Here is a 24,491-nt window from a genome sequence, read left to right as displayed (position 1 = left end):
TCAGTGGACCGTATAACGACCTATACGGCGAGCCTGGTTAGCGCCGCTGGGGACGGGGTACCCGGACAGGGTCCCCAACGACGAAAGGTACGACATGACTTCCTCGGACAAGGCCGAAAACAAGGCGGAAGAGATCAAGGGCCAGGCCAAGGAGAAGCTGGGCGAGGCCACCGGCAACGAGCAGTGGGAGGCCGAGGGCAAGAGCGAGCAGGCCAAGGGCAGCATCAAGCAGGCCGGCGAGAAGGTCAAGGACGCCGTCAAGGGCGTGTTCGACCGGTAACGACCCCGCGCCGACGCGGTGGCCTCGATGTCCGAGGCCACCGCGTTGTGCTGTTGCCCGCAAGCCGCCGGAGGAGGAAACGGGAAACCTCCGGTTTCCGGGGCGGAGGGGATGTTTTCTTCGCCATAATCTCCGGTGCCGGAAACCGGAGACCAGGAGGAAACGTCGTGCCGGAAATCTTCGTCAACTACCGGACCGGGGACGGCGAACAGGCCGCCGCCCTCCTCGAACGGGACCTGTCGCGCCGTTTCGGCGAGAACAGCGTTTTCCGTGACAGCAAGTCGATCCGGCCGGGAGACGACTACCGGATCGCGCTGACCACCGCTTCCGCCGGCGCCCGCGTCCTGCTCGTCATCATCGGTGAGCGGTGGCTGGACGCCCTCGATCGAGAGGGAAACCGGGCGCTGGACAACGAGGAGGACTGGACTCGCCGGGAAATCGTCAACGCGCTGAACCACGGTGTCCGCGTCATCCCGATCCTGTGCGACAAGGCCCAGCCCCTGACCGCCGCCGCACTGCCCGCCGAGCTGTCCCGGCTCGCCGATCACCAGTTCCTTCGCTTCTCCACCAGGAACACCGAAGCCGATCTGAACACGATCGCCGCCGCACTCGCCGACCTCGTCCCGGGCCTGGTGGACTCGACCGCCGAGAAGGCCGCGCCGGAGCCGGGGAGCGTGCACAACTCCAACACCGGCACCGTGCACGGTGGTCTGGTCCAGGCGCGCGACATCCACGGCGGTTCGGTCGGCGGAATCGTGATCAACGGATACACCGGTCCCGTCCAGCACGGAAACGGCCCCCAGTACGCCGGGTCCGTTTTCCAAGGGCCCGTGAACGGCTATGTCGGCGGCGACAACTCGGGCGGTATTCACCAGAACATCGGCGCGGAGCGGCGGGAAGAACAGCGGTGACCGAAACACCCGGCGTTCCGGTGCCGCCGCACGACGGCGCCCGGCAGCAGTACTACCACTCGGTGGTCGTCAACATCTCCGAGATGTCCGAGATCGTGGCCCGGCAGGCCCGGGAACCCCGGCTGGTGCCCGCGGAGGACCTTCGCTGGCTGAGGCCGCGGTTCCTCGCACCACCCGGCCTGGGGCTCGCCCGCGCCCGCATGGAGGAGTCCCGGATGGTGCTGCTCACCGGGCAACCGGGCAGCGGCAGGCGTACTGCGGGGAAGATGCTGCTGAGCGAGTCGGCCGCCCCGGGCAGTCCGTTCACCATGCTGGACGACGAAGCCCACGATCCCGCCGCGAAGTTGAACAAGGTCCACCTCGACTCCGGGCACCGGCTCCTGCTCGACCTTTCCGCGAGCACCGAAGAGGTCTTCCGCTGCCGTCAGCGGGAACTGCCCGTGTTCCGTGCCGTGCTCCGGCAACGCGACGCGTACCTCGTGGTCGTGGTTCCCGACCGGCGCGAGCACCAGATCGACGGGGAGCTGTCCGAGTTCGTCGTGCCGATCGGCAGGCCCGACGGCGCCGTGGTGCTGCGCAGGCACCTCGAGTCGGCGGGCATCTCTCCAGGGGAGCGGGATCTCGGTGCCAAGCCGCTGGTCGCCCACCTGGCCGCGCCGATGCGGGACATCGCCGAACTGGCACGCATGGTGGTGCGGGCGCGCGATCGAGGCACTCCGGGGGGAGTGCGGGCCTGGCTGGAGGAAGCCGTGTCCGCCGTGGACCGCGGCGGCGAGGTTTCCGACCAGATGCGGAAGTACTCCTCCGGCCGGATGCGGGCGGTGCTCCTCGCGGCGGCGATGTGCGAAGGCGCGTCGGCCGACGCGGTGTTCTTCGCGTCCCACCACCTGCTCCGGCTGCTCAAGGTCGGCGAGTCGGCGTCCCGGCTGGAGCAGGACGGCCATCACGCCAATCTGGACGTCCTCGGGGTCGAACTGGTCGAGGACGACGCGGCCCGCTTCGGCCGGTACGCCTACGACCGTGCCGTGCGGAACCATTTCTGGGACAACTACCCCGATCTGCGCGAGCCGTTTCGCGATTGGGCCGACGAGATCGTCCGCCTGCCCCAGTTGACGCCGCGGGACCGGAAGCGGATCGTCGAACGCTTCGTGGAACAGTCGTTCCGGGCCGGCGCCCCGGACCCCGTGGTGACCCTGGTCACCGGCTGGGTGAGGCCGAAGCAGAACGAACCGAAGTACCTGGTCGAACTGGGCGTGCAGGCGCTGCTGACGGGACTGCGGGACGAGCGGCACGGCTGGCGGTTCCGGCAACTGGTGTACGACTGGTCGCGCACCGACGCGCTCCCGGCCGAGCTGGGCCAACTGGTCGTCGAGGTGTGCACGGAGGTGATCGCGCCGGACTTCCCCGACCAGGCCCTGGTGCGGCTGCACCACCGGGCGCGGCGCGAGGACGGTTCCGGGCGGCCTTCCGCACGGCAGGCGCTGTGGGAACTCACCGGGCGGGACCGGATGCTGTTGCGGCGATGGCTCGCCCGGCTGACGGAGAAGATGCAGCAGCCGGGGAGGTGGCAGCGCGCGGACGTCGCGTTGTTCCTGGACGTGGCCGTACCCTTCACCGCCGGTTACGGCGGCGCCCCGGTCCAGGCGCTGGTCACGGACGCCTCGCTGCGGCCGTATCTGGTGACCGGCTGGCACGTGGGGATGACCGTTCAATGGGACCTGGCCTGGGCCGCGGTGCCCCGGTGGCTCTCGGCCGCCGCGGCGAGCCCGGCGCCGGATCGCCTGCTGGGGGTCCTGGTCGAAGCGGCGGGCCGCGATGTCACCCTGCTCGGGGCTCTCCACGTCGCCGCCCGGAACTGGAGCCTCCACGAGCACGGCGGCCCCGAGACGGCCGCCCGGCTGGCCCGGCTGATCGACCGGGCACAGGGGATCGAGGCCGCCGACTTCGTCCTGCCACGCGAGACCGAGGAGGCTGTTCGATGAGCAAGGAAAACGGGATCCTGCTGTCCGGCCTGGCCGTCGCGGCGGTGCTCCCGCTCGTGCTGGGCTGGCTGCTCGCCTGGCCCGCCTGGGTGACCGCGCCGGTGTTCGTGCTCGTGGCGGCCGGGATCTACCGGAAACTCAGGCACGCGAACCCGTCGGCGGCCGATCACGTCGGCGCACTGCTGGACAAGATCGGCCTCTACCCGGGCAACAATGTGCGCGACCTGACCGCGCGCCGCATCGCCCAGTTCCTCGAGGCGGCAGGCAAACCGGCGATCGCGCACGAGGTGCTGCGGCGGTTCGACGCGTGAGTGGTGGCCGTGAAGGGTCCCTTCACAGTCGATTCGACTGTGAAGGGACCCTTCACGGCTTGCCCCAGTCCCTCCGGCCGGGGGTGAGGGGACCCCTCACGGCGGCGTCCGGGACGGGCCCGAACCCGCGGTGGGACTCCGGCCACCGAAGCGCGGGCAGCCGCGCGCCGGTGGGTATGGTGGCTTTCCGGACATCGCACCCCAGAGCGGCGGTGCTGGGTGTGTGGCGTGACGATGCCGGGAGACCGATGTCGGGGGAGTGGTGATCGCGGGTGTACTCACTGTGGCAGCACGGTGTGCTGGCTGTGCCGGGCGGAGCCGGAGCGCTGGGGCATGCCCGCGAGGTGCTGTTGCGCGAGTCCGCCGAGCCCGTGCAGATCGGCGAGCTGAGCTCGCCGGTGCCGGACCGGGTCCTGCTGGAGGCCACCTGGGTGGAGGGCCGTGCTCAGGTCAGGGCGTTGCTGGTGCTCGACGAGCCGGAGGACGGGGGCGGCAGGCTCCGGTGGCGGCTGCTGGCGCTGTCGGACCGGGCGTGGCAGCCCAGTTCGTCCTCTCCCGTGACGCGGCTGGGCCTGCCGGAGGTGGGCGTGTGCAGCGATCCGGCCGGTGTGCCGATGCTGATCGCCCCGGACAACCACGTCGGCTCCAGCGGAGCGGACACCGAGGCGTGGGGCGCGCAGACCGCCGCGAGGCTGCGGCATCCCGACCGTAGTGCCGGGCTGGCCGTCGTCACCGTCGAGGCGGTGACCGACGTGGCCAACGACCCCTCGGTGATGCTGCCGCAGTTCGGCTGGCCCGGCCTGCTGACCTGCGTGATCATCGACGAGAGCGCCCGCACCGCGCTGAACCACCACTGCCGGGAAACCCCCGTGCCGGAGCGCGGGGCGCGACTGTTCCCCGCCGTCTGCGACACCGTCCCCTCCGATGTTCTCCAGACCAGTCAGCTCACCAAGTCCAGGCTGGCCACGATGGTGCGCCAGGTGCTGACCGCCCGCCAGGACGCTCCGCTGCCGGTCTGGGCCGGTGAAAAGGACATCGCCGCCTGGATCGACCGGGCCCCGGCGGCCGTGGCGGCCGGGGCAGGCGTCCGGGAGCACAGCGAACCGCCCCAGCCGCGTTCGGCGCAGCCGGAGCCGGGTTGGATCGAACGGGAACGCCTGCTGGCCGAGGAGAACGCCCGGCTGCGGACGGAACTGGCCCAGGCGCAGGAGACCATCGCCGGGTTGCGGCGCGCCCTCGAAGCGCAGCGGGGACCGGCCGCGCCCGCCCCGATTCCGGCGGGCGGGCGGCACCACCGCCCTCAGCCGGTCGCCGTCGCGCCCACCTCCGAACACGCCCGGTTTCCGCGCCAGGGCATGCCCCCGGCCCCGCCGCGCCACGCGGCGGGCAACCGTCCCGTCACCAGCGATGCCTTCGGCAGCTTCGGCGAGCTGATCGGCGCCGCCCGCAGCCGGTTGAAGCTGCTGGTGATCGGCGCGGACCCGGACGAGGCGGCGGCGCTGGACTCCCACCCGCGGGCCGCGCTGCTGCGGCGGGAGGCGTGGCGCGCGCTGTGCACGCTCCAGGTGTACGCCCACGCCAAGGCCACCGCACACGCCCAGAGACGGCGGCTGGGGCCGGAGCTGCGCAACCTGCTGCAGTTCGTGTCGTCCGGGCAGGAGGGCGCGCTGATCGGCGAGGCCAGCATCAAGCTGAAGGAGCCGCCGGACCTGGCGCAGCACCCCGTCTACCGGCGGCGCCGCACCTACCCGGTCCCCAAGACCGTCGACGACTCCGGCTGGGCGTTCTTCCCCGCCCACATCCGGCTCGGCGGGGAGTCCGGGGTGCGGCTGCAGTTCCTGGACGACACCAGCCGCACCGGGAATGTCTACATCGGATACCTCGGCGAGGATCGTTCGGCGCTCTGAAACGCGTCTTCGCCCGCAGTGGGTGGGGGCGCCCGTTCACCGATTGGTTGCGCCCTCGCCGCCCTGATAGCGTCGAACGCACTGAAGACCTCGTGCCGCCGAGGACGGCACGCCCGGCGGTGTGGCTCGCCGGGCGGGTGGACCGTTGGGTTCGACCTCGCCTGGCACCGGCCCTGAGGCGTCCGTTCGGGAAGGAGCGAACGCCGATGTTCACCAACGCCGAAGAGGTTCAGCGGTTCCTCGCCGAACAGGAAGTCCGGTTCGTCGATGTCCGGTTCTGCGATCTGCCCGGAGTGATGCAGCACTTCACCATTCCGGCGGAGGCCTTCGACGCCGCGGCGTTCGAGGAAGGGCTCGCCTTCGACGGCTCGTCCGTGCGGGGCTTCCAGTCCATCCACGAATCGGACATGCTGCTGCTCCCGGATCCGTACACGGCGCGGCTCGACCCGTTCCGCGCCGAGAAGACGCTGATGATGAACTTCTTCGTGCACGACCCGTTCACCCAGGCGCCCTACAGCCGCGACCCGCGCAACATCGCCCGCAAGGCCGAGCAGTACATCAGCGAATCCACCATCGCCGACCGCGCGTATTTCGGTCCCGAGGCGGAGTTCTACATCTTCGACACCGTCCGGTTCGCCAACACCGAAAACGGCGCGTTCCACGAAGTGGATTCCGTGGAGGGCTGGTGGAACACCGGGCGCGAGGAGGAGGGCGGCAACCGCGGCTACAAGACCCCCTTCAAGGCCGGTTACTTCCCGGTCTCGCCACGGGACCACTTCGCCGATCTGCGGGACCAGATGGCGCTCAACCTGGCCGCCGTCGACATCGATGTGGAGAAGGGGCACCACGAGGTCGGCAGCGGCGGTCAGGCCGAGATCAACTACCGGTTCAACACCCTGCTCCACGCCGCCGACGACCTTCAGTTGTTCAAGTACATCATCAAGAACACCGCGTGGGAGAACGGAAAGAGCGTCACGTTCATGCCCAAGCCGCTCTACAACGACAACGGCTCGGGAATGCACTGCCACCAGTCGCTGTGGGACGAGAACGGCCCGCTGTTCTACGACGAGACCGGCTACGGGGGCCTGTCCGATCTCGGCCGCCACTACGTGGGCGGGATCCTGCACCATGCGCCGAGCCTGCTCGCGTTCACCAACCCGACGGTGAACTCCTATCACCGCCTTGTCCCCGGGTTCGAGGCCCCGATCAACCTGGTCTACTCGCAGCGCAACCGGTCGGCGTGCGTGCGCATCCCGGTCACCGGTTCCTCACCGAAGGCCAAGCGGATCGAATTCCGCTGCCCGGACTCGTCCGGCAATCCGTACCTCGCGTTCGCCGCGATGCTGATGGCCGGGCTGGACGGTGTCAAGAACAAACTGGAACCGCCCGCGCCGATCGACAAGGACCTCTACGAACTCCCGCCCGAGGAGGCACGGGGTGTGGCACAGGTGCCCGCCTCGCTGGAGGCCGTGATCGACCGGCTGGAGTCCGACCACGAGTTCCTGCTCGCCGGCGACGTGTTCACCCCCGACGTGATCGAGACCTGGATCGATTTCAAACGTGAGCACGAAATCGACCCGCTGCGCCTGCGGCCCCACCCGTACGAGTTCGCGTTGTACTACGACGTGTGATCGAAGCCGGGGGGTCAATGCCCGGTTTCGGTCATCTTGGTGTTTGTGCGAACATTGCCTACCGTAAGCGCTTTCAACACCGACCGGCATGGGAATCGGCAATCGTTTACCGTAAAACAGTACCTTTTCCGTACTTTCCTCCAGGTATGGGCGCCGCGCCGACCCGTCCTGTGTGCCATTAGTGTGTCGCTCTGAGGAACGATCGTTTTGAACTATGCGGAAGGGTGCGCGTGACTTTCCCTCAGCAGCCGTGGCCGGCCACGGGTGGGCAACGGCCGCCACAACCCGGGCAGTGGACGGGACAACCGGGGCAGGGCCAGTGGACGGGACAACCGGGGCAGTGGAGCGGCATGCCCCCGCAGCCGCCGAAGAAGCGCCGCCCCTGGCTGTGGCTCATCCCGCTCGTCGTCGTCGTGGTCGCCGCCGCCATCACGGTGCCCATCCTGCTGAGTGGCGGATCCCCGTCCGCCCAGAGTGGTCAGAACGGTCCGAGCCCCAGTCCGGCGAAACCGCTGCAGTCCTGGCAGGTGTCCGCCCAGAAGCTGGGTGCCTACACCGAAGGCCTTGGCGTCCGCGTCTACGGCGGCGATCTGCTGATGGTCACGGACTCGGCCGTGACCGCGTTCGACCGCGCCACCGGCAGGCAGGACTGGGTGCTGACTCCGCCCCAGGGCAACAACTTCTGCGCGCTGAGCCGCAACATCGCGAACGACCGGCTGGCGCTCGGTTTCGGTGCCAGTGATGACAGAACGGGCGTCCACTGCCTGTCCATCGGCCTGGTGGACCTGAAGGCCCACTCGTTCGCCTGGTCCGTGCCGGTCCCCCAGTTCAAAACCGACTGGGGCGACCCGTCCGGCCAGGGCCTGGTGCTCGCGGGCGGTTATCTCTACGCCGGCGGGTTGGAGGTGTTCGTGCGGCTGTCGTTGTCCGACGGCACCATTGAGCCCCTCGCCCCGACCGCGGCCTTCCAGGCGGGCCACGACGACGACTGCAGCGTCATGGATGTGGGCGCGGACGCCACCACGGTCTACACGGTTTCCCGCTGCCTCGGCACCGGCGCCTCTTACAGCCTCGTGCTCGGACTGGACCCGGGGACGGGAAATGTCCGCGTCAGCAACAGGATCCAGGCTGCCGACGTCAAGATGCCGATGGACGCGTCGAGCAGAACCGGCCTGAGCGACGCCCAGTTCGTGTCGCTGTCCCCCACGGTCCTGGCCCTCTACGGAAAGGGTCAACAGGCGCTTGCCCGCTTGGACGACTCACTGAAGGTGAGCTGGGCGAGCGTGGTCCAGCAGGGGGCCATCGACTTCGGCGGGGACACGGGCGCCCTGCCCAACGGCAACCACCAGTTCAACCGGGCGTTCGTGTCGGACGGGCTGCTGTTCGGCGTCAGCGCTTCCGAGAAGACCAAGGAAAACCAGGTCGTCGCGCTGGACGTGAACTCCGGCCGGCAGCGCTGGGCGGCCACCGTGCCGGGCGACTCGATGTGCGATCCGGTCGGCGTGGACGGCAACGCGCTGTTGGTCGCGGGCAGCCAGCTCCAGACGGGGGGCATCAACAACCCGGCCACCGTGTTGGCCAAGATCGACGTCGGCTCGGGAAAGGTGCTGTCGGCCAAGCCTCAGAGCAACCCGGTCGAGGGTGCGGCCAGCGGTGTGACGCTGCCCGCGAATGAAGTGATGGCCTACCTCGCCTGGGTTGTCGCGGACGGCCGGGTGTACGGCGGCTTTCAGCACAAGGTCCTTCTTCCAGGAGACCCGGTGGTGTTCTCCCTGGGCTGACCCGGCCGCGCACATGACGACGATCCCGCGAAATCGTCGATTTCACGGGATCGTCGTTGTTCGTTTCACCGCGGCCCGGTCGTCATTTGGCGGTGCTGGGGTGGACCGAGCCGATGTAGGTCCCGGGGTGGGTGGCGGAGTCCTGCTTGACCAGGTCGAGGCTGTCGGCCCACGGCAGGGTCTGGGTGTTGGTGCTGTTGGGGGGAGTCACCGCCATATGGGCGACGTGCCAGCCGGAACCGGCGCCGGAACCGTCACCGGTGACGGCGGTGGCGGTGAGGTAGGTGAGGTCGGCGGTGGCGTGCTCACCGGGGCCGAGCAGCACCGGGGCGCCGGTTCCGCCGGCACGGATCAGATCCCAGGTGGTGCCGTCCTCACCTTCGAGGCGGACCCCGGGGAAACCCTGCACGGTGCAGGGAGCGCTGCTCTGGTTGGTCAGCATGATCGGGAGCTTCCACTGCGTGCTGGTGCCGTTGGCCAGGTCCGGCGACGACTGCGTCACCTTCAGGGCCGTGCAGTTCGGGTGGCCGCCCGCGGTGGCGACGCCCCTGCCGGCGGCGCCGTTGGTGTCCGGGGCGCCGTTGGCGTCCGCACCTTGGCGGGTCCCGCCGGCCGTTGTTGCGCTGTCCGTTGTTGCGCTGACGCTGCCCCCGGTACCACCGGCGGCCTGCGGCACCGGCGTGGCGTTGCCCGGCTGGCCGGTCGAGCACGCTCCCAGCGCACCCGCCACCGCGACCACGGCAATCGCGATCGTGCCCCGCCGGATCGGTTTCGTGCTGACGTTCATAATCAGTCCCCCTAAATCGTGCTCGCGTATTTGTCGATGAGCTTTGGTACTTGCCGACTCAGACGAGCGAGACCGCGAAAGCGGTGCTTTGGCGTGATATAGATCACCGTCGGGCAACGCTGCGAAAAGGCATCGCAACAACGTTGCGGGCCGGTGCTACCGGGGTCGCGGCGGGTAGGTGCCGTGCAGCGGGTATTGCCGTGAGGGGCCTCCTCGCGGCGCCCGTTTCCGCCTGAGCGTGGGACTCGACCGCCTGAGCGTGGGACACAAGTGCGGGAGCGTGGGACTCATGGCGAAAACGGCCGTGAGGGGACCCCTCACGGCCGTTTCGTTCAGGAGAGCGTGTGGCTACGAAGTCGGCAGGAGGTGCCGGACCGAACGGATGCTGGCGAGCACGGCGGCGAGGCTGGGGAGCCAGCGCTGGTGGGTGTCCGGGGCGACGAGCCAGTGGGCCAGGTCGTCGGGGCGGCGCTCGTTGGGCAGGGGGATCGCGGTGCCCGCGGTGAGGATCTTGACCTCCGGGGGCAGGGTTTCGCCGACCGAGGCGAGCATGTCGGCCTCGGCGAGCAGGATCGCGACCATGCCCTGCTTGGTCGGCAGGCTCAGCGCGGGACCGGAGCAGCCTTGGCGCGCGAGGGCCGCCAGAACGGGCCCGGCCATCGCCTTGGGGATGGCGACCGCGGTGATGCCGGAACCGGTCACCAGGGTGAGGCCGTCGTTGTGCCAGCGCACGGGCCAGCCGAAGGTTCCTCGGTAGTCCCAGCGGGGCGCCGCGGTCGCGGGCATCGGGTTCTGTTCGAGGCGCATGGCAGGTTCCTTCCGCGGTGCGGCACTTCGTTGGCCGCTCGCTCTCCTACTGTAAAGGCACTGCGTGCCGTTAGCAAGAGGACCTGTTAGGGTTTTCGCATGTCCGACGAGACCCGTCGCCGTCCGGGCCGGACTGTGGCCGGCCGACGCCGTCTCCGCCATTCCCTCACCGTGGCGGCCATCGACCTGTTCCACGAGCAGGGTTACGAGGCGACCACCGTCGACGACATCGCCTCCGCCGCGGGGGTCGGCAGGCGCACGTTCTTCCGGTACTTCCGCTCGAAGGACGACGCGATCTTCCCCGACCACGACGAGGTGCTCCGGGACATCGAAGAGGCCCTCGCCGCCGCCGACACGACGCGCAACGCGATCGAGGTGACCTGTGAGGCGGTCGGCCTGGTGCTCGACTTCTACCTGGCCGACCCGGACGTCTCACTCAAGCGGTACGCGCTGACGCGGACGGTTTCTTCGCTCCGTGACAGGGAAGTCGCCAGCGTCGACCGGTACCAGCGGGTGTTCGCGCGGTACCTGCGGGGCCGGTTCGAGGCCGACGGCGAGCCGCTGCCGGACCTGCGCGCCTCCGTGGCCGCCGCCGCGGTCGCCGCCGCGCACAACCACGTGCTGCGGAGGTGGCTGCGCAGCGGCGGCAGGCAGGACGTGCGCGCCTACGCCAAGGAGGCCTTCGACCTGGTGATCGAGGCGTTCCCGCCGGGCGGGGCGCGGCGGAGTCTCGACGGCGAGGACACCGTGGTCGCGGTGCTGCGCACCTCGGCCGCATCGTCCGAAGTGGTCCGGCAGCTCGGCGTAGCCCTGCGCGAGCTGCATCCGTAACGGCACGGCGTGCCGTAAATCCTATGCGGTGCAGGGCCCCGGCAAAGTCGGCCCTTGCAGGGGTGTGTCCCACCTCGGGCAAGCGGGGCTGCGGATGGCCGTGAAGGGTCCCTTCACAGCCAAATCGACTGTGAAGGGACCCTTCACGGCAGGCCTCGACCGGGATGACGGACCCGACTTTGCCGGGGCCCTGTGCCGAAACGGAACGGCTGTGAGGGAACCCCTCACGGGAAGTGGGCGCGCGGCAACGTGGTCACACCCTGATCCAGGTGGCGAGGGCCTCGTGCAGGCCCTCGCCGGTGCTGCCCTGCCAGGCGACGTAGCAGTCGGGGCGGAGCAGGAGGGCGGAATCCAGCCCCGGGACGGTCGCGGTGTCGATGTGCGGGGCCCACGGGCCGGGGTCGAGCGTGCCGGTGGGGTCCAGCAGGAGCGGGCGCCCGGACCGGGTCAGCTCGCGCAGGCCCGGCAGGTCCGGCGCCCACCGGCCGACCAGCGCTCCGGTCGCCGCGCCCATCTCGTAGACGAGGTCGGAGCCCGCGAGCAGGTTCGCGATGTGCTGCCGCACCGGGAGCAGGTCGAGCAGTTCGCCGAACAGTTCGCGCAGTGCCGTGACGTCGCCGCCCGGGCGGATCAGCAGTGACTGGGCCTGCGTGTGCATCGCGACGCGCCGCGCCACCGGGCGGCGTTCCGCCTCGTAGGTGTCCAGCAGCCCGTCCGGGGCGTGGCCGCGCAGTTCCGCGGCCAGTTTCCAGCCGAGGTTCACCGCGTCCTGCAGGCCCAGGTTGAGCCCGGGACCGCCGATGGCGGAGTGCACGTGTGCGGCGTCCCCGAGCAGGAACACGCGCCCGTCACGGTACTTCGCGGCGATCCGCGTGTTTCCGCCGGACAGACGCCGCATCAGGTGCGGTCCGGGACCGGTGGGCGGCCCGAGCGGTACCTCCGTGCCGAGCACGCGGGAGGCGCTGGCGCGCAGTTCCTCCAGCGAGGCCTCGCCCTCGGCGGGCCGCCCCCATTCCGTCGTACTGAACAGGGGAGTGCGGTCCGGGAACGGTGCCCAGGCGATCATGCCGTGCTCGGTGCGCAGGTGACGGAACGGCGGCACGACACCGAATCCGGGTACGGCGAGGCCGCCGTCCGCGTCCACACTGCCGGCCGGCACGCTCACACTCCCGGAGAGCGACACCGAATCGTCCGTGGTGACGCCGGGGAAGCCGATTCCGGCGAGCTTGCGGACCACGCTGTGGCCCCCGTCCGCGCCGACCAGGAACGCCGCCTCGACCGGCGGCCGGTCGCGCACCTCGATCGTCACCGATTTCCCGCCCTGCACCAGACCGGTCACCTCGTGGCCGCGCAGGATTTCGATGTCCAGTTCGGCGGCGCGCGCGGCGAGCATCTCTTCGATGCGGCGCTGAGGAACCGGCAGGGTGTGGAGCGGGTTGCCGGGGAGGTCGTGCAGGGCGAGCGGGAAGGCCCCGAACACGTAACCGGGCGACGGTTCGGGGGTGGTGCCGGGGCCGGCCAGCCGTTCGTACAGGCCGCGCCGGTCGAGCAGGGGTACGACCTGTCCCACCAGGCCGTTCGCCCGCAGTTCGGTCGCGGGTTCGGTGCGCCGTTCCAGTACCAGCGGGCGGATGCCGGCCAGGGCGAGTTCGCAGGCGAGCATCAGGCCGTTGGGTCCGGCGCCGGCGATGACGACGTCGATCATGGTGGTCTTCCCTTTCATGGGCAGGAGGCAGCGGCCCCGTGGCGGCGCTCGTTCTCGGGCCCCGCCGGGGCTGACTGTCTGAAGTGGAGTGATCAGGGGGTGGGCAGCCCCGCCGCGATGCGGGCGATGGCTTCTTCGAGCAGGCTCGACACCGTCACCGGCGGGTCGGTGCGGAGATGGTGTGCGAGGGCGGTGTTGATCGCCGCCATGACCGCGGCGGCGACGAGGTGCGGGTAGAGGTCGTGCTTCGGGTCGGTGCCGGTGCGCTCGGCGACGGCCTCGGTGATCTCGGCCTCGGCGCGCGCACCGGCCCGCAGCATTTCGCCCTGCAGGGCCGGTTCGGCGAGCATCGCCCGGACACCCGCCGTCCATTCGGTGGGATCGGCGACGGGATGGGCGAGGGCGGCGTCGTCCGCCCCGAACCGGGGCAGCACGGAACGCGTGATGGCTTCCCACAGGGGTTCGCCGTCCGGGCGCTCGCGCAGCGCCTCGGCGATCCCCAGACTCCGGTCCAGGTGCCGGGCGACGATCGCTTCGCCCTTGCTGGAGAAGTAGTTGTTGAAGGTGCGCGGCGAGACCCCCGCGGCCTCGGCGATGTCCTCGACCTTCACCTGGGCGAACCCGCGTTCCACCGCCAGCCGGACCGCCGCCCAGCTGAGTGCCGTCCGCGTCTCGGCCTTCTTCCGCTCCCGCAACCCCATGCCACGAGGCTAGCAGAAGTTGCGTGTCACGCAAAGATGCGCGGCACGCAACTTTTACCTCAGTGTCCTCAGTGTGCCGTCCAGTACCGTTTCGCGATCTCCAGCAGGAGCGAGCAGTCGATCCCGGTCACGGCTTCGTGCGTGCCGATCTCGCCGGTGAGGAAGTCGGCCAGTTCTTCTTCGTCCCGGAAGACGCCGTCGAAGGTGAGCATGGCCGACGAGCCGGTGAGGCCGAGAAATCTGGTGGCGGGGTGGGAAAGGAGCGCCCCGGCCAGTTCGCGCACCGCGTGGGGGCGGCAGGAGATGCCGAGCACGGCCTCCGTGTGATAGCCGAGGTGCCGGGGTTCGATCTCGGCCCTCGGGCGCAGCATGCCCGAAGCGAACAGGGCGGTGGCGGTCCGGCGCGCCCGCGATTCGGAGATGTCGAGCTTCCGCGCGATCTCCGAATACGGCAGTCGCGCGTCGTCGCGCAGCAGGGTGGCCAGTTCCCGTTCCAGCGGGTCGAAATCGTGCTTGCGGTCGCCCTCGACGGTGATCGTGTACTCGGCGAGGGCCTCGATCTGCTCTCCGGTGAGCCGGGGCAGGCGCCAGGCGGCCGAACTGGCCAGCCGCCGCAGCACCCACTCGGTCCGCAGTGCGCGAACGCCCGGGATCCGGGGCAGTTCGGTGAGGATCGCCTGTGCCGTCGCGGCCCGCGTCATCCCGTGCAGGACGCAGAACACGTCCGCGCGGCCGGAGCAGACGCCCACGTAGGTGGTGTCGGGCCGTTCGGTCAGGCTGTGGGCGACCTCGCGGGCGGCACCCGGTTCGGTCCGGATCCACACGTTCACCGGCACGCTCTCGGCCAGCAGGGACCAGTCGACCTCGCAGATCACCCGGAGCAGGCCGCCGTCGACCAGGCGGGCGTACCGGCGGGTGACGGTACGCGAGGACACGCCGAGCGCCCGCGCGAACACGTCGAACGGCGCGCGCGGGGCGTGTTGCAGCGCGGCGACCAGGTCGAGGTCGACCTCGTCCAGCGTGCTCTCGTCGGCCATTCCCGGTTCCCTTCTCCCGTCCGGGCGAGCTTAGCGCAGGGATCCGGCACCCAGAGGGGCTCCTTGGTGCACGAATCCGGCACATGGATACCCAATATTGCATGGATGGCGCGTGGCGTGGCATGCTGACGCTCGAACGAGGACACAGGGGGCAGAGTCCGAACTGGACACGGGAGAGGCGACTCATGACACCACCGGTCCCGGCACGCCCCGGCGCGGCGAAGGTCTTCTTCGTCACGGGCGTGGGCACCACGCTGGAGTACTACGACTTCCTGAGCTACGGGACGGCCGCGTCCCTGGTGTTCGGCAAGGTCTTCTTCCCCGCGGCCGATCCCCTGGTGGGCACGCTGCTGGCCTTCGGTGCCTTCGGGACCGGTTTCCTGGCCCGCCCGCTCGGCGGGATACTGGCGGGCCACTGGGGTGACCGGCTCGGGCGGCGCCGGATGCTCATGCTGACCGTGACCGTGACCGTGCCGCTGCTCGGCGTGGCGGTGCTGGCCCTGGTGGTCTCGTGCGTCGTCCTGCTGCCGGAGACGGCGCCGCGACGGGTCCGCGGGCGGTCGTCGCGGGTGCCGCAGGAGGTGCTGGGGTGAAGGGGCCGGCGGAAATCGACGTGCGGGCGCTGCACGACTGGCTGTCCGCGCACCGGGACCTTCTCGTCGCCGACCTCGGCGAACTCGTCGGACTGGAAACGCCCAGCGACGACCCCGCGTTGCTGGCGCGGGGGCTGGACTGGCTGGAAACCTGGGTCGGGGAGCGGCTCGGCGCCACCACCCGGCGCAGCCTGACCGCCGGGGGAAGGCACGGCTCGGCGCTCGTGCTCGAGTTCGCGGGTGACGGTGCCGCACCCGTCGTGCTGCTCGGGCACTACGACACCGTCTGGCCCGCCGGGACACTGGCCGAGTGGCCGTACACAGTAGACGGTGACACCGCCTCGGGGCCGGGTGTGTTCGACATGAAGGCCGGTCTGGTCCAGGCGGTGTGGGGGCTGCGGGCGCTGGCGCACACCGGGCACGAGGCACCCCCGGTGCGTCTCGTGCTGACCGGCGACGAGGAGATCGGAAGCCCCGTTTCACGGCCGGTGATCGAGCGCGCCTGCGCGGACGCGGCCGCCGTTCTCGTGTTCGAGGGCAGTGCGAGCGGGGCGCTGAAGACCGCCCGCAAGGGCGTCGGGATCTTCGAGCTGACGGTCACCGGGCGGGAGGCCCATGCCGGGCTGGAGCCGGAGAAGGGGGCGAGCGCCATCGACGAGCTTGCCAGGGCGGTGCTGGCGCTGCACGCCCTGAACGACCGCGAAACGGGGACGTCGGTGAACGTCGGCCTGGTGCGGGGCGGTACGGCGAGCAACGTGGTGGCCGGGCGGGCGTGGGCGCAGGTGGACGTCCGGGTCCGCAGCCGGGCCGAGGAAAGCCGGATCGACGCGGCGCTGACCGCGCTGTCCACACGGGACTCCCGTGCCGGGTTGAGGATCGCGGGCGGCTGGAACCGGCCGGTGATGGAACGCAGCGAGGGCATCGCCGCGCTGGCCGCGCTCGCGGAGGCGGCGGCGGGCAGGCTCGGCCGCACGCTCGGGGAGGCCGCGGTCGGCGGCGCGAGCGACGGCAATTTCGTGGCGGCGCTGGGCGTTGCCGTCCTCGACGGGATCGGCGCGGTCGGCGACGGCGCGCACGCCCGGCACGAGCACGTGTCGATCCCGGCGCTGGCCGAACGTGCCGCCGTGGCCGCCGCCGTGATCGGGCGCTTTGCGAGAGATTCAAGGAGGGCAGGGGAGTGATCATGGGTTTTTCGCGATCGATGTGATGGGAGAGTCGCAGCTCCTCGCCGTGGTGAAGCGGCGCTTCGACGATCCCGAAGGCGTGCTGGCCGGGTACCGGGACCGCTTTCCGGGGGAGTCGCCGGGCGCGCTCACGACCCGGATCACGACCGACGCGTTCACCGAAAGCAACCGCCGCCTCGCGCGGGCCCACCGTGGAGCCGGAAACCCCGTCCACGGCTACGAGTTCGCCTGGCGGTCCCCGGCGTTCGGCGGGCGGCTGGGCGCCTGCCACTGCGCCGAGCTGCCGTTCGTGTTCGACCGCCTCGACCTGCCGGACCTCTACGGCGCGAAGGGCCTGCTCGGCGCCGATCCGCCGGATCAGGAGCTCGCGAAGCGGATGCACACCGCCTGGGTCGGCTTCGTCACGCACGGCGATCCCGGCTGGCCCGTGGGCGAGTCCCGCACCTTCAGAACACGGAAAGATCAGGCGCCCGGTCCGCTGTAGATGTCCTTCGCGGGGGGCGCGGTGACCGCCACGGGCTGGTTCCAGCCGGTGAAGTCCAGCGTGGTGCTTTTCCGGTCGGTCATGCGGAGGAGGTAGTGCGGTTCGCCCGAGGCCACGTAGACGTCGCCGTCCGAGGCGTGGAAGACCAGCACGGACGTGCCGTTGACGGTGTCGGTGCCGCCGTCGGTGAAGGTCGCCGAGCCCATCTCACCGACCATGTTGTTCACGAAAGTGCCGTAGGCGAGCGCATCTCTGAGGCTCGCCGCAAGGTCGGCCACCAGCTTGGAATCCGACGACACCCACTTGCCGAGCATGAGACTGCCCGGCTCCGTCGTGGCCGACAGGCCCATCTGCTTCAGCAGAGTGGCGCCGAACTGAAAGTAGATGGTCTGGCCGACGCGAATGACCGGGAACGCGGTGCCGTCCTCTTCCACCGTGCCGCTCGTGCTGTCCTGGTTCAGTTGGAGGTCGAGCTTGGTCTTGCCGTCCCGGCCGGTGAGCTCACCCTTGACGTGCACCGACGACGCCTGCTTGTACGCGCTGACCACCGCCGCGCCGACCTGGTCCGCGGTGAGCGCGGCCTTGACGGCGGCCGCCGACGCCGCCGACGTCGCCGCCGGGGAAGACGGGGCGGGGGCCGGCGGCGTCGCCGTGGTGGCGGAGCAGGAGGCCGCGGTGGCCGCGGCGGCCACGAAGGCGAGCGCGCCCAGGTGTCGACGAATCATGAAGATGTCCGTTTCGTGAGAAAAGTCAGGTCCATTGTGGACCTCAAGGGGGTATCTTCCGGGCATCCGGTCCCGTTACGGGCTCCATATCACGATTCGGGAGGCCGCGGTGAGACGGAAACCCCGGCCGTGCCCCGTTCCGTGGTGACCTGCCGGGTTGGTATCGTTCGCGCGCTGGTCCGGCACGAAGTGGGGGAGAAACGTGGGACTGTTCGACAAGGTCCGCGGCGAGTTCATCGACATCATCGAATGGCTCGACGACAGCCGGGACACCATCGTCTGGCGGTTCCCCCGTTACGAGAACGAGATCAAGATGGGCGCCAAGCTCACCGTGCGGGAGTCGCAGGCGGCCGTGTTCGTCAACGAGGGCCACGTCGTCGACGTGTTCACCCCCGGCATGTACACGCTGCAGACGCAGAACATGCCGATCCTGTCCACTCTCAAGGGCTGGAAGTACGGTTTCAACTCGCCGTTCAAGGCCGAGGTGTACTTCGTCAACACCCGCCAGTTCACCGATCTCAAGTGGGGCACGCAGAACCCGGTCATCATGCGGGACCCGGAGTTCGGCGTGGTCCGGCTCCGCGCCTTCGGCGGTTTCGCGGTGCGGGTGACCGACCCGGCCGCCCTGATCCGCGAACTGGCGGGCACCGACCCGCAGTTCCGCACCGAAGAGGTGTCCGAGTACCTGCGGCAGATCATCGTCAGCAGGCTCGGCACCGCGCTGGCCACCGCGGGCGTTCCGATGCTCGACCTGGCCACCCAGCAGGGCCTGATCGGCGACAAACTGGCCGTGGCGCTGTCCCAGGAACTGGCGCCGGTCGGTATCCAGATCGCGAAGTTCGCGATCGAGAACATCTCGCTGCCGCCCGAGGTCGAAGAGGCGCTGGACAAGCGCACGCAGATGGGCATCGTCGGCAACCTGGACCAGTTCGCCAAGTTCCAGGCCGCCACCGCGATCGAGGACGCGGCCAACAACCCGGGCGGCGCGGGTGAAGGGCTGGGTGTCGGCCTGGGCATGGCGCTCGGCCAGCAGATGGCCGCCGGTTTCCAGCAGCCGGGCTACCAGCAGCCCGGGTATCAGCAGCCCGCCCCCGGCTACGCTCCGGCCCCGGGTTACCAGCAGCCCGCCGCGCCTCAGGCCCCGCCGCCGATGCCGGTTCAGGAGCAGTGGTACCTCGGTGTCGGCGGGCAGCAGCTGGGCCCGTTCGACCGCGGCGCGCTCGGCGCGCAGGTGACCGCGGGCACGCTGAACGCGGGCACCCTGGTCTGGCACGCGGGGATGCCGCAATGGCTTCCCGCCGGCCAGGTGCCGGAACTGGCCCCGCTACTGGCGGGCAGCCCGCCGCCGCTGCCCCCGCAGGCCTGAGCGGGGGAGGGAAGCTGCCATGACCGATTCGTTCACGCAAGGCGGAACGACCTCGCCGAGCGCCTTCCCGTGCGGCGGCTGCGGCGCCCGGGTCGAGTTCGCGCCGGGCACCACCGTGCTGCGCTGCCCGTACTGCGGCCACCAGCAGGAGATCACCGCAGGGGACCGCCGGATCACCGAGCACGCGATCGAAGAACTGGCCGCGCTGCCGCGCAAACCCGTCGGCAGCATCGGCAACTACGTGTACGCCTGCCAGCGTTGCGGCGCGCGCACCGAGTCCAGCGAATCGGCCACCCTGTGCCAGTTCTGCCGGTCGCCGCTGGTGATGGACCCGAACTCGACCGGTCAGATCGTGCCCGAGGGCGTCCTGCCGTTCCTGCTCGACCAGCGCGGGGTGCACGAGGCGCTCCGCAAGTGGATCTCGTCACGGTGGTTCGCGCCGAACGCGCTGAAGAAGGTCTCCTCGGCCGAGTCCACCAGGGGCACCTACCTTCCTCATTGGACCTACGACTCGCAGACCTATTCCGCCTACGTCGGGGCGCGCGGCGAGTACTACTACGTCACCGAGACCTACACCGACAGCGACGGGCGGCGGCAGACCCGCCAGGTCCGGCGCACCCGCTGGTACCCGGCCAGCGGTCAGGTCAGCCGTTTCTTCGACGACGTGCTCGTCCCGGCGAGCCTGATCGTGCCGCCGGACAAACTCGACAAGCTCGCGCCCTGGCCGCTGGACCGGGCGGTACCGTTCCAGCCGCAGTACATGGCGGGTTTCCACGCACTGCGCTACGACGTGGAACCCGAGCCCGCTCTCGACGAGGCCAAGGTGCGGATGTCCCGGGTCATCCACGACGATTGCCGCCGCGACATCGGTGGTGACGAGCAGCGCGTCGAGGCGGTCAACACCAACTACACGAACCTGATGTTCAAGCTGATGCTGCTGCCGGTGTGGATCGCCACCTACGTCTACGCGGGCAAGAACTGGCAGGTGCTGGTCAACGGCGGCACCGGCGAGGTGCTGGGCGACCGGCCCTACAGCAAGGCGAAGATCGCCGTGGCCGTGCTCGTCGCGCTGCTGGTGGTCGGGGTGATCCTCTACTTCGTCGTCACCGGGCAGCACCACCACACCACCCGGACACGCTGAAAATAGGTTGCCGGGGCTTGGCCGACGGCGCTATCGTCGCCGCACTTCGAAGATCACGCTCTCTGGAAACACAGCCGCAGAACGGGAGCAAGCCCGCGCACGACAGCGCGGAGCCACGAAGGGGCGGCAGCTTATTCGCCATACCCTTTGGAAGGTATACCTATGAAAATCGGTCTCGGTCTTCCCATCGATGATCCCGCCCTGCTACTGACCTGGGCCCAGCGCGCCGACGCCGGCCCCTTCAGCACGCTCGGCCTGCTCGACCGGCTCGTCTTCGACAATCCCGAGCCCCTCGTCACCCTTGCGGCGCTCGTCGGCGCCACGTCGCGCATCCGCCTCCAAACCGAGGTGCTGATCGCGCCCGTCCACGACACGGCGATGCTCGCCAAGCAGACCGCGACCCTCGACCGCCTGTCCGGCGGCCGGTTCACGCTCGGCATCGGCGTCGGCGGTCGCGAAGACGACTGCCTGGCCGCGGGCATCGACATCCGGCACCGGGGGCGCCGCCTCGACGAGCAGATGCCTCTGCTGCGCCGGACCTGGCGCGGTGAGCCGTACGGCGAAGGTGTCGGACCCATCGGTCCCGCGCCCACGACGCCCGGCGGTCCGGAGGTGCTGTTCGGCGGCTTCGCCCCAGCGGCGATCGAGCGGGTCGGCCGGTTCGGCGACGGCTTCCTCGGCGCCGGGCTGCCGCTGCAGGCGATGTCCGGCCTGTTCCGCGACGTGGAGGCGGTCTGGGAGAAGCACGACCGCCCTGGCCGGCCCCGCCTGGTCGCTCAGGCCAACGTCGCCCTCGGCCCGGAGAGCACCGTCGAGCAAGCCGGACGCAATATCCGTGACTACTACGAATTCACCGGCCGCGCCGACTACATGGCCAACGGTCTGCTCACCACGCCGGAAACGATCCGTCAGGCGGTCGACGGCTACGTCGGCATCGGTGCCGACGAAGTCATGCTCTACTGCTGGTCCCCGGACATCGAGCAGATCGACCGCCTCGCCGACGCTTTGTTCTAAGTAGGTTCCGCCCCCTCGCGGCCCCGCGGGAATCTGCGGGGCCGCGAGGGGGAACGGGCTCAGCCCATGGTTTTCGCGCCGTCCAGGGACTCGCGGATGATGTCGGCGTGGCCGGCGTGCTGGCTGGTCTCCGCCAGCATGTGCAGCAGGGTGCGGCGAGCCGACCAGCGCGCACCCGGTTCGAACCACGGTGCCTCCGGCAGAGGGTGGGTGACGTCGAGATCGGGCAGTGCGGTCACGATCTCCTCCGTCCGGCGTGCGACCGCGTCGTACTCCGCCAGCACGCCGTCCAGGGTCTCGCCCTCCAGCAAGCGGAACTCGTCGGCCCAGCGTGCCCGCTCCGCCTCGCTCAGCTCGCTGAAGTTCCCGATGGCCGATGGGCCCTCCACCAGGAAGCGCGCCCAGGTCCGTTCGACGGCGGTGACGTGCTTGATCAGGCCGCCAAGGCACAGTTCGCTGGCCGTGGTGCACTGCCGGGCCTGCTCGTCACTGAGGTTGCGCACCGTGAAGCGCAGGAAACGGCGATGCTGGGCCAGGGTCTTGAGCAGGTCGGCCCGTTCGGTGGACAGGGTGCTGGTGAGGTCGACGGTCATGTCTTGTCCCTTCGTGTCGGTTCCCACTCCACGGTATGGGGTATAGCGGTCACTTTCCGGCCTCAATGGGAGGAGAGTGGAAGCCATGGCGAACACGAGTTCCCGCACCCTGCGGCTGCTGTCGTTGTTGCAGACCCACCGGTTCTGGCGAGGCGCCGAACTGGCCGAGCGGCTGGAGGTTTCGGCCCGCACACTGCGCCGCGACGTCGACCGGCTGCGCGAGCTGGGCTATCCCGTCGAGGCGAGCCGGGGGGTCGACGGCGGGTACCGCCTCGCGGCGGGGGCGGCACTGCCCCCGCTCGTGGTGGACGACGAGGAGGCGGTCGCGCTGGCGGTGGGCCTGCAGTCGGCCGCGCAGGGCGCGGTCGCCGGTATCGAGGAGTCCTCGCTCCGGATCCTGGCGAAGGTGATCCAGGTGATGCCCGCCCGGCTGCGCCGCCGGGTGGAGGCACTGCGGGCGATGACGGTTCCGGCGACCTGGCAGCCTGCCGGGGACGCCGGGGTCGATCCGGCCGCCCTGACCACGGTGGCGCTGGCCTGCCGGGACAGCGAACGGCTCACCTTCGGCTACACCACGGCCGACGGACGGTGCGGTGACCGGCAGGTGGAACCGCACCGGCTGGTCTCGCTCGGGCAGCGGTGGTACCTGGTCGCCTACGACCTCACCCGGCACGACTGGCGCAGCTTCCGCGTCGACCGGCTGAGCGCTCCGGCGGCAACGGGCGACCGGTTCCGCCCCCGGGAACTGCCCGCCGAGGACGCGGCGGATTTCGTCCGCGCCGGAATCGGGAACATGCCGCCCGCCCACGAGGTGGAGGTGCTCGTCCACGCCCCCGGCGAACTGGTGCGGGCCCGGGTGGGGCGGTGGTGCACGGTCGAGGATCTCGGTCCGGACCGGTGCCTGCTGCGGATGACCACCGAATCGCTGGCCTGGGCGGCGTTCGCGATAGGACTGACGGGCGCGGAGGCCGAGGTGCGGGCCCCGCGGGCGCTGGCCGATCAGCTGCGGGAATGGGGACGGCGGTTCATCACCGCCGCCGACAGCACCGTCCACTGAGGACGGTGTCAGGCCTGCGCGGTCGGCCGGACCACGATCTCGTTCACGTCGACCTCGGCCGGTTGCCCGATGGCGAACGCGATGGCACGGGCGATCGCGTCCGGCGGGATCGCGATCCGGTCCCGGGTGTGCAGGAGTTGTTCCCGTACCTGCGTGTTCGTCGTCGTCTCGGCGAAGGCGGTCTCGACGAAACCGGGGGAGACGGTGGTCACCCGCAGCGTTTCGCCCGCCTCCTGGCGCAGGCCTTCGCAGATCGCCCGCACGGCGTGTTTCGTCCCGGCGTAGACCGCCATGCCCGGCACGATGCGGAACGCGGCCGTGGACGCCGTGGTGACGAAGTGACCGCCGCCCCGCGCCCGGAAGACGGGCAGGGCGGCGGCGATGCCGTACAGCAGTCCCTTGATGTTGACGTCCACCATCCGGTCCCATTCGTCCACGCGGAGATCGTCCACGGGGGAAACCGGGCCGATGCCCGCGTTGCCGACGAGAACGTCGAGCCCACCGAACCTCCCGCACGCTTCGTCGACCAAAGTGGACAGATCTTCGCGCCGCGTCACGTCCGTGCGCACGGCCACCGCCGTGCCGCCCGACCGCGTGATCCTCTCCGCGAGTGCCGTCAAGCGATCCGAGCGGCGTGCGCCCAGGACGAGCCGGGCGCCGCGTTCGGCGAGCAGTGTCGCGGTCGCCTCGCCGATTCCGCTGCTGGCACCCGTGATCGCCACGACCTTGCCTTCGATGCCGGACATGCCGCCCCTTTCGGTTCCGGAGCCCGGACGGGCTCTCTGCACAGTCAGTCTCGAACGGGTTTAGCCTGGTATCCAGAATCAACTCATGCTGGAACCAGGAGTGTCACGGTCGATGCCGGAACCGATCGCGAGGCGGCGTGAGCTGGGCGTTTTCCTGCGCAGCCGCCGTGAGCGGATCACCCCCGCCGAGGCGGGCCTGCCGCCGACCGGGCGCCGCCGGACGCCCGGCCTGCGCCGGGAGGAACTGGCGCTGCTCGCCGGGATCAGCGCCACCTGGTACACCTACCTGGAGCAGGGACGGGACGTGCGCGCCTCCGGCCAGGTGCTGGCGTCGCTCGCTGCGGCCCTGCGGCTCGACACCGCCGAACGCGATCACCTGTTCCGGCTCGCGGGCAGCGAGCGGACGCCCGGTCCTCCCGGCCCCGAGCGGGTCGCCGCCGAGGCGGCCGCCGTACCGTCCCTGCTCCAGCCGGCCCCCGCCTATCTCATCGACGCCACCTACGAGGTGCTGAGCCACAACGACGCGGCCGTGACGCTGTTCCCGTTCCTCGCCGGACCGGAACAGTCGCGCAACTTCGCCCGATGGGTCTTCCTCGACCCGGCGGCCCGCCACGCCGTGGTGGACTGGGAGTCCGAGGCGCGCGGTCTCCTCGCCCGGCTGCACACCCTGGCCGCACGGCGTCCCGGTGATCCCCGGTTCGCGCGGCTCGTGGAGGAACTGCACGCGGGCAGTGCCCAGGTGCGCCGGTGGTGGCCCCGCTACGACGTGCAGGAGCGGCACGGCGGCCGGAAGCGGCTCCGCACGGCGGACGGGCGAATGGGCGAGTACGCCTACACCGCGTTCCACCTCGCCGGGCGTCCGGACCACACCCTGGTGGTCTATGCCAGCGCGGCCCGGCCGTGAAGGGACCCTTCAC

24 protein-coding genes are annotated in these 24,491 nt (G+C 70.3%); 16 read left to right on the top strand and 8 right to left on the bottom strand.

The features are described 5' to 3' along the window. Positions 1–94: 94 nt before the first annotated feature. The 7 genes from FNH05_RS08275 to FNH05_RS08245 all read left to right on the top strand — a co-directional run bounded on the left by FNH05_RS08275 (position 95) and on the right by FNH05_RS08245 (position 8,803). Positions 95–280: a CsbD family protein gene (locus tag FNH05_RS08275; protein ID WP_144586736.1), complete on the top strand. Its 186-nt coding sequence runs from the start codon at positions 95–97 to the stop codon at positions 278–280. Between the two features lie 167 nt (positions 281–447). Beyond that, entirely contained in the window at positions 448–1,191 is a 744-nt protein-coding gene (locus FNH05_RS08270) for a toll/interleukin-1 receptor domain-containing protein (RefSeq protein ID WP_144586735.1), read from the top strand. Further along, positions 1,188–3,173, top strand: coding sequence for a hypothetical protein (locus FNH05_RS08265; protein WP_144586734.1), 1,986 nt, complete (start codon positions 1,188–1,190; stop codon positions 3,171–3,173). Before FNH05_RS08270 ends, FNH05_RS08265 begins: the two co-directional genes overlap by 4 nt. Then, on the top strand, positions 3,170–3,484 hold the full coding sequence (locus tag FNH05_RS08260) for a hypothetical protein (RefSeq protein WP_144586733.1): 315 nt from the start codon (positions 3,170–3,172) through the stop codon (positions 3,482–3,484). The genes FNH05_RS08265 and FNH05_RS08260 overlap by 4 nt, the downstream gene beginning before the upstream one ends. 272 nt (positions 3,485–3,756) lie before the next feature. Next, a complete protein-coding gene (locus tag FNH05_RS08255) occupies positions 3,757–5,391 on the top strand; it encodes a hypothetical protein (RefSeq protein WP_144586732.1) in 1,635 nt (544 codons plus the stop codon). Between the two features lie 206 nt (positions 5,392–5,597). After that, on the top strand, positions 5,598–7,022 hold the full coding sequence (gene glnA, locus FNH05_RS08250; protein WP_144586731.1) for a type I glutamate--ammonia ligase: 1,425 nt from the start codon (positions 5,598–5,600) through the stop codon (positions 7,020–7,022). Between the two features lie 350 nt (positions 7,023–7,372). Continuing rightward, positions 7,373–8,803 carry a PQQ-binding-like beta-propeller repeat protein gene (locus tag FNH05_RS08245; RefSeq protein WP_144586730.1) on the top strand — a complete coding sequence of 477 codons (1,431 nt, stop codon included), beginning with the start codon at positions 7,373–7,375 and terminating at the stop codon, positions 8,801–8,803. An 82-nt stretch (positions 8,804–8,885) separates the two neighbouring features. Here the strand turns inward: FNH05_RS08245 and FNH05_RS08240 are convergent, their stop codons facing one another. Both FNH05_RS08240 and FNH05_RS08235 read right to left on the bottom strand, forming a co-directional pair. Further along, positions 8,886–9,590 (bottom strand): DUF4232 domain-containing protein, encoded by a 705-nt coding sequence (locus FNH05_RS08240; RefSeq protein ID WP_144586729.1) that lies wholly within the window; start codon positions 9,588–9,590, stop codon positions 8,886–8,888. Positions 9,591–9,938: 348 nt separating this feature from the next. Continuing rightward, positions 9,939–10,397, bottom strand: coding sequence for a hypothetical protein (locus FNH05_RS08235; protein ID WP_144586728.1), 459 nt, complete (start codon positions 10,395–10,397; stop codon positions 9,939–9,941). Positions 10,398–10,496: 99 nt separating this feature from the next. Between FNH05_RS08235 and FNH05_RS08230 the strand changes: the two genes are divergently transcribed. Then, entirely contained in the window at positions 10,497–11,228 is a 732-nt protein-coding gene (locus FNH05_RS08230; RefSeq protein WP_144586727.1) for a TetR family transcriptional regulator, read from the top strand. Positions 11,229–11,481: 253 nt separating this feature from the next. Here FNH05_RS08230 and FNH05_RS08225 read toward each other — a convergent pair whose 3' ends face one another. From FNH05_RS08225 to FNH05_RS08215, 3 genes are all read right to left on the bottom strand, one after another. Then, on the bottom strand, positions 11,482–12,933 hold the full coding sequence (locus FNH05_RS08225) for an FAD-dependent monooxygenase (RefSeq protein WP_144586738.1): 1,452 nt from the start codon (positions 12,931–12,933) through the stop codon (positions 11,482–11,484). A gap of 92 nt (positions 12,934–13,025) precedes the next feature. Then, on the bottom strand, positions 13,026–13,634 hold the full coding sequence (locus FNH05_RS08220; protein WP_144586726.1) for an acyl-CoA-like ligand-binding transcription factor: 609 nt from the start codon (positions 13,632–13,634) through the stop codon (positions 13,026–13,028). A gap of 68 nt (positions 13,635–13,702) precedes the next feature. Continuing rightward, a complete protein-coding gene (locus tag FNH05_RS08215; protein ID WP_144586725.1) occupies positions 13,703–14,671 on the bottom strand; it encodes an Lrp/AsnC family transcriptional regulator in 969 nt (322 codons plus the stop codon). Positions 14,672–14,856: 185 nt separating this feature from the next. On the opposite strand from FNH05_RS08215, the gene FNH05_RS08210 reads away from it, so the two are divergent. From FNH05_RS08210 to FNH05_RS08200, 3 genes are read left to right on the top strand one after another with little or no spacing between them, the layout of a single operon-like run. Continuing rightward, on the top strand, positions 14,857–15,264 hold the full coding sequence (locus FNH05_RS08210) for an MFS transporter (RefSeq protein WP_144586724.1): 408 nt from the start codon (positions 14,857–14,859) through the stop codon (positions 15,262–15,264). Further along, positions 15,261–16,445, top strand: coding sequence for a M20 family metallopeptidase (locus FNH05_RS08205; protein WP_186382445.1), 1,185 nt, complete (start codon positions 15,261–15,263; stop codon positions 16,443–16,445). Before FNH05_RS08210 ends, FNH05_RS08205 begins: the two co-directional genes overlap by 4 nt. Before the next feature lie 25 nt (positions 16,446–16,470). Then, on the top strand, positions 16,471–16,932 hold the full coding sequence (locus FNH05_RS08200; RefSeq protein ID WP_144586723.1) for a carboxylesterase family protein: 462 nt from the start codon (positions 16,471–16,473) through the stop codon (positions 16,930–16,932). On the opposite strand, the gene FNH05_RS37890 is transcribed toward FNH05_RS08200, so the two are convergent. After that, positions 16,911–17,657, bottom strand: a complete 747-nt coding sequence (locus tag FNH05_RS37890; RefSeq protein ID WP_186382444.1) for a hypothetical protein — start codon at positions 17,655–17,657, stop codon at positions 16,911–16,913. The two genes, FNH05_RS08200 and FNH05_RS37890, sit on opposite strands and share 22 nt — an antisense overlap. Before the next feature lie 202 nt (positions 17,658–17,859). Between FNH05_RS37890 and FNH05_RS08190 the strand changes: the two genes are divergently transcribed. From FNH05_RS08190 to FNH05_RS08180, 3 genes are all read left to right on the top strand, one after another. Continuing rightward, the gene (locus FNH05_RS08190; RefSeq protein ID WP_144586722.1) at positions 17,860–19,023 is read left to right on the top strand and encodes an SPFH domain-containing protein; all 1,164 of its coding nucleotides are present in this window, start codon (positions 17,860–17,862) and stop codon (positions 19,021–19,023) included. A 19-nt stretch (positions 19,024–19,042) separates the two neighbouring features. Then, the gene (locus FNH05_RS08185; RefSeq protein WP_144586721.1) at positions 19,043–20,164 is read left to right on the top strand and encodes a TFIIB-type zinc ribbon-containing protein; all 1,122 of its coding nucleotides are present in this window, start codon (positions 19,043–19,045) and stop codon (positions 20,162–20,164) included. A 162-nt stretch (positions 20,165–20,326) separates the two neighbouring features. Then, on the top strand, positions 20,327–21,178 hold the full coding sequence (locus FNH05_RS08180; RefSeq protein ID WP_144586720.1) for an LLM class flavin-dependent oxidoreductase: 852 nt from the start codon (positions 20,327–20,329) through the stop codon (positions 21,176–21,178). Between the two features lie 59 nt (positions 21,179–21,237). Here the strand turns inward: FNH05_RS08180 and FNH05_RS08175 are convergent, their stop codons facing one another. Then, complete coding sequence (locus FNH05_RS08175) at positions 21,238–21,771, bottom strand: DinB family protein (RefSeq protein ID WP_144586719.1); 534 nt, start codon at positions 21,769–21,771, stop codon at positions 21,238–21,240. 85 nt (positions 21,772–21,856) lie between these two features. On the opposite strand from FNH05_RS08175, the gene FNH05_RS08170 reads away from it, so the two are divergent. Beyond that, positions 21,857–22,828, top strand: a complete 972-nt coding sequence (locus tag FNH05_RS08170) for a helix-turn-helix transcriptional regulator (protein ID WP_144586718.1) — start codon at positions 21,857–21,859, stop codon at positions 22,826–22,828. A gap of 8 nt (positions 22,829–22,836) precedes the next feature. On the opposite strand, the gene FNH05_RS08165 is transcribed toward FNH05_RS08170, so the two are convergent. Next, on the bottom strand, positions 22,837–23,574 hold the full coding sequence (locus FNH05_RS08165) for an SDR family oxidoreductase (protein ID WP_144586717.1): 738 nt from the start codon (positions 23,572–23,574) through the stop codon (positions 22,837–22,839). Between the two features lie 112 nt (positions 23,575–23,686). On the opposite strand from FNH05_RS08165, the gene FNH05_RS08160 reads away from it, so the two are divergent. Then, positions 23,687–24,478, top strand: coding sequence for a helix-turn-helix transcriptional regulator (locus tag FNH05_RS08160; protein WP_144586716.1), 792 nt, complete (start codon positions 23,687–23,689; stop codon positions 24,476–24,478). Positions 24,479–24,491 lie beyond the last annotated feature (13 nt).

It is taken from the genome of Amycolatopsis rhizosphaerae, assembly GCF_007713715.1.
In the GTDB taxonomy this organism is placed as follows: domain Bacteria; phylum Actinomycetota; class Actinomycetes; order Mycobacteriales; family Pseudonocardiaceae; genus Amycolatopsis_E; species Amycolatopsis_E rhizosphaerae.
Note: the sequence above shows the minus strand (reverse complement) of the source record. Positions and strands in the feature narration are given on the sequence as shown.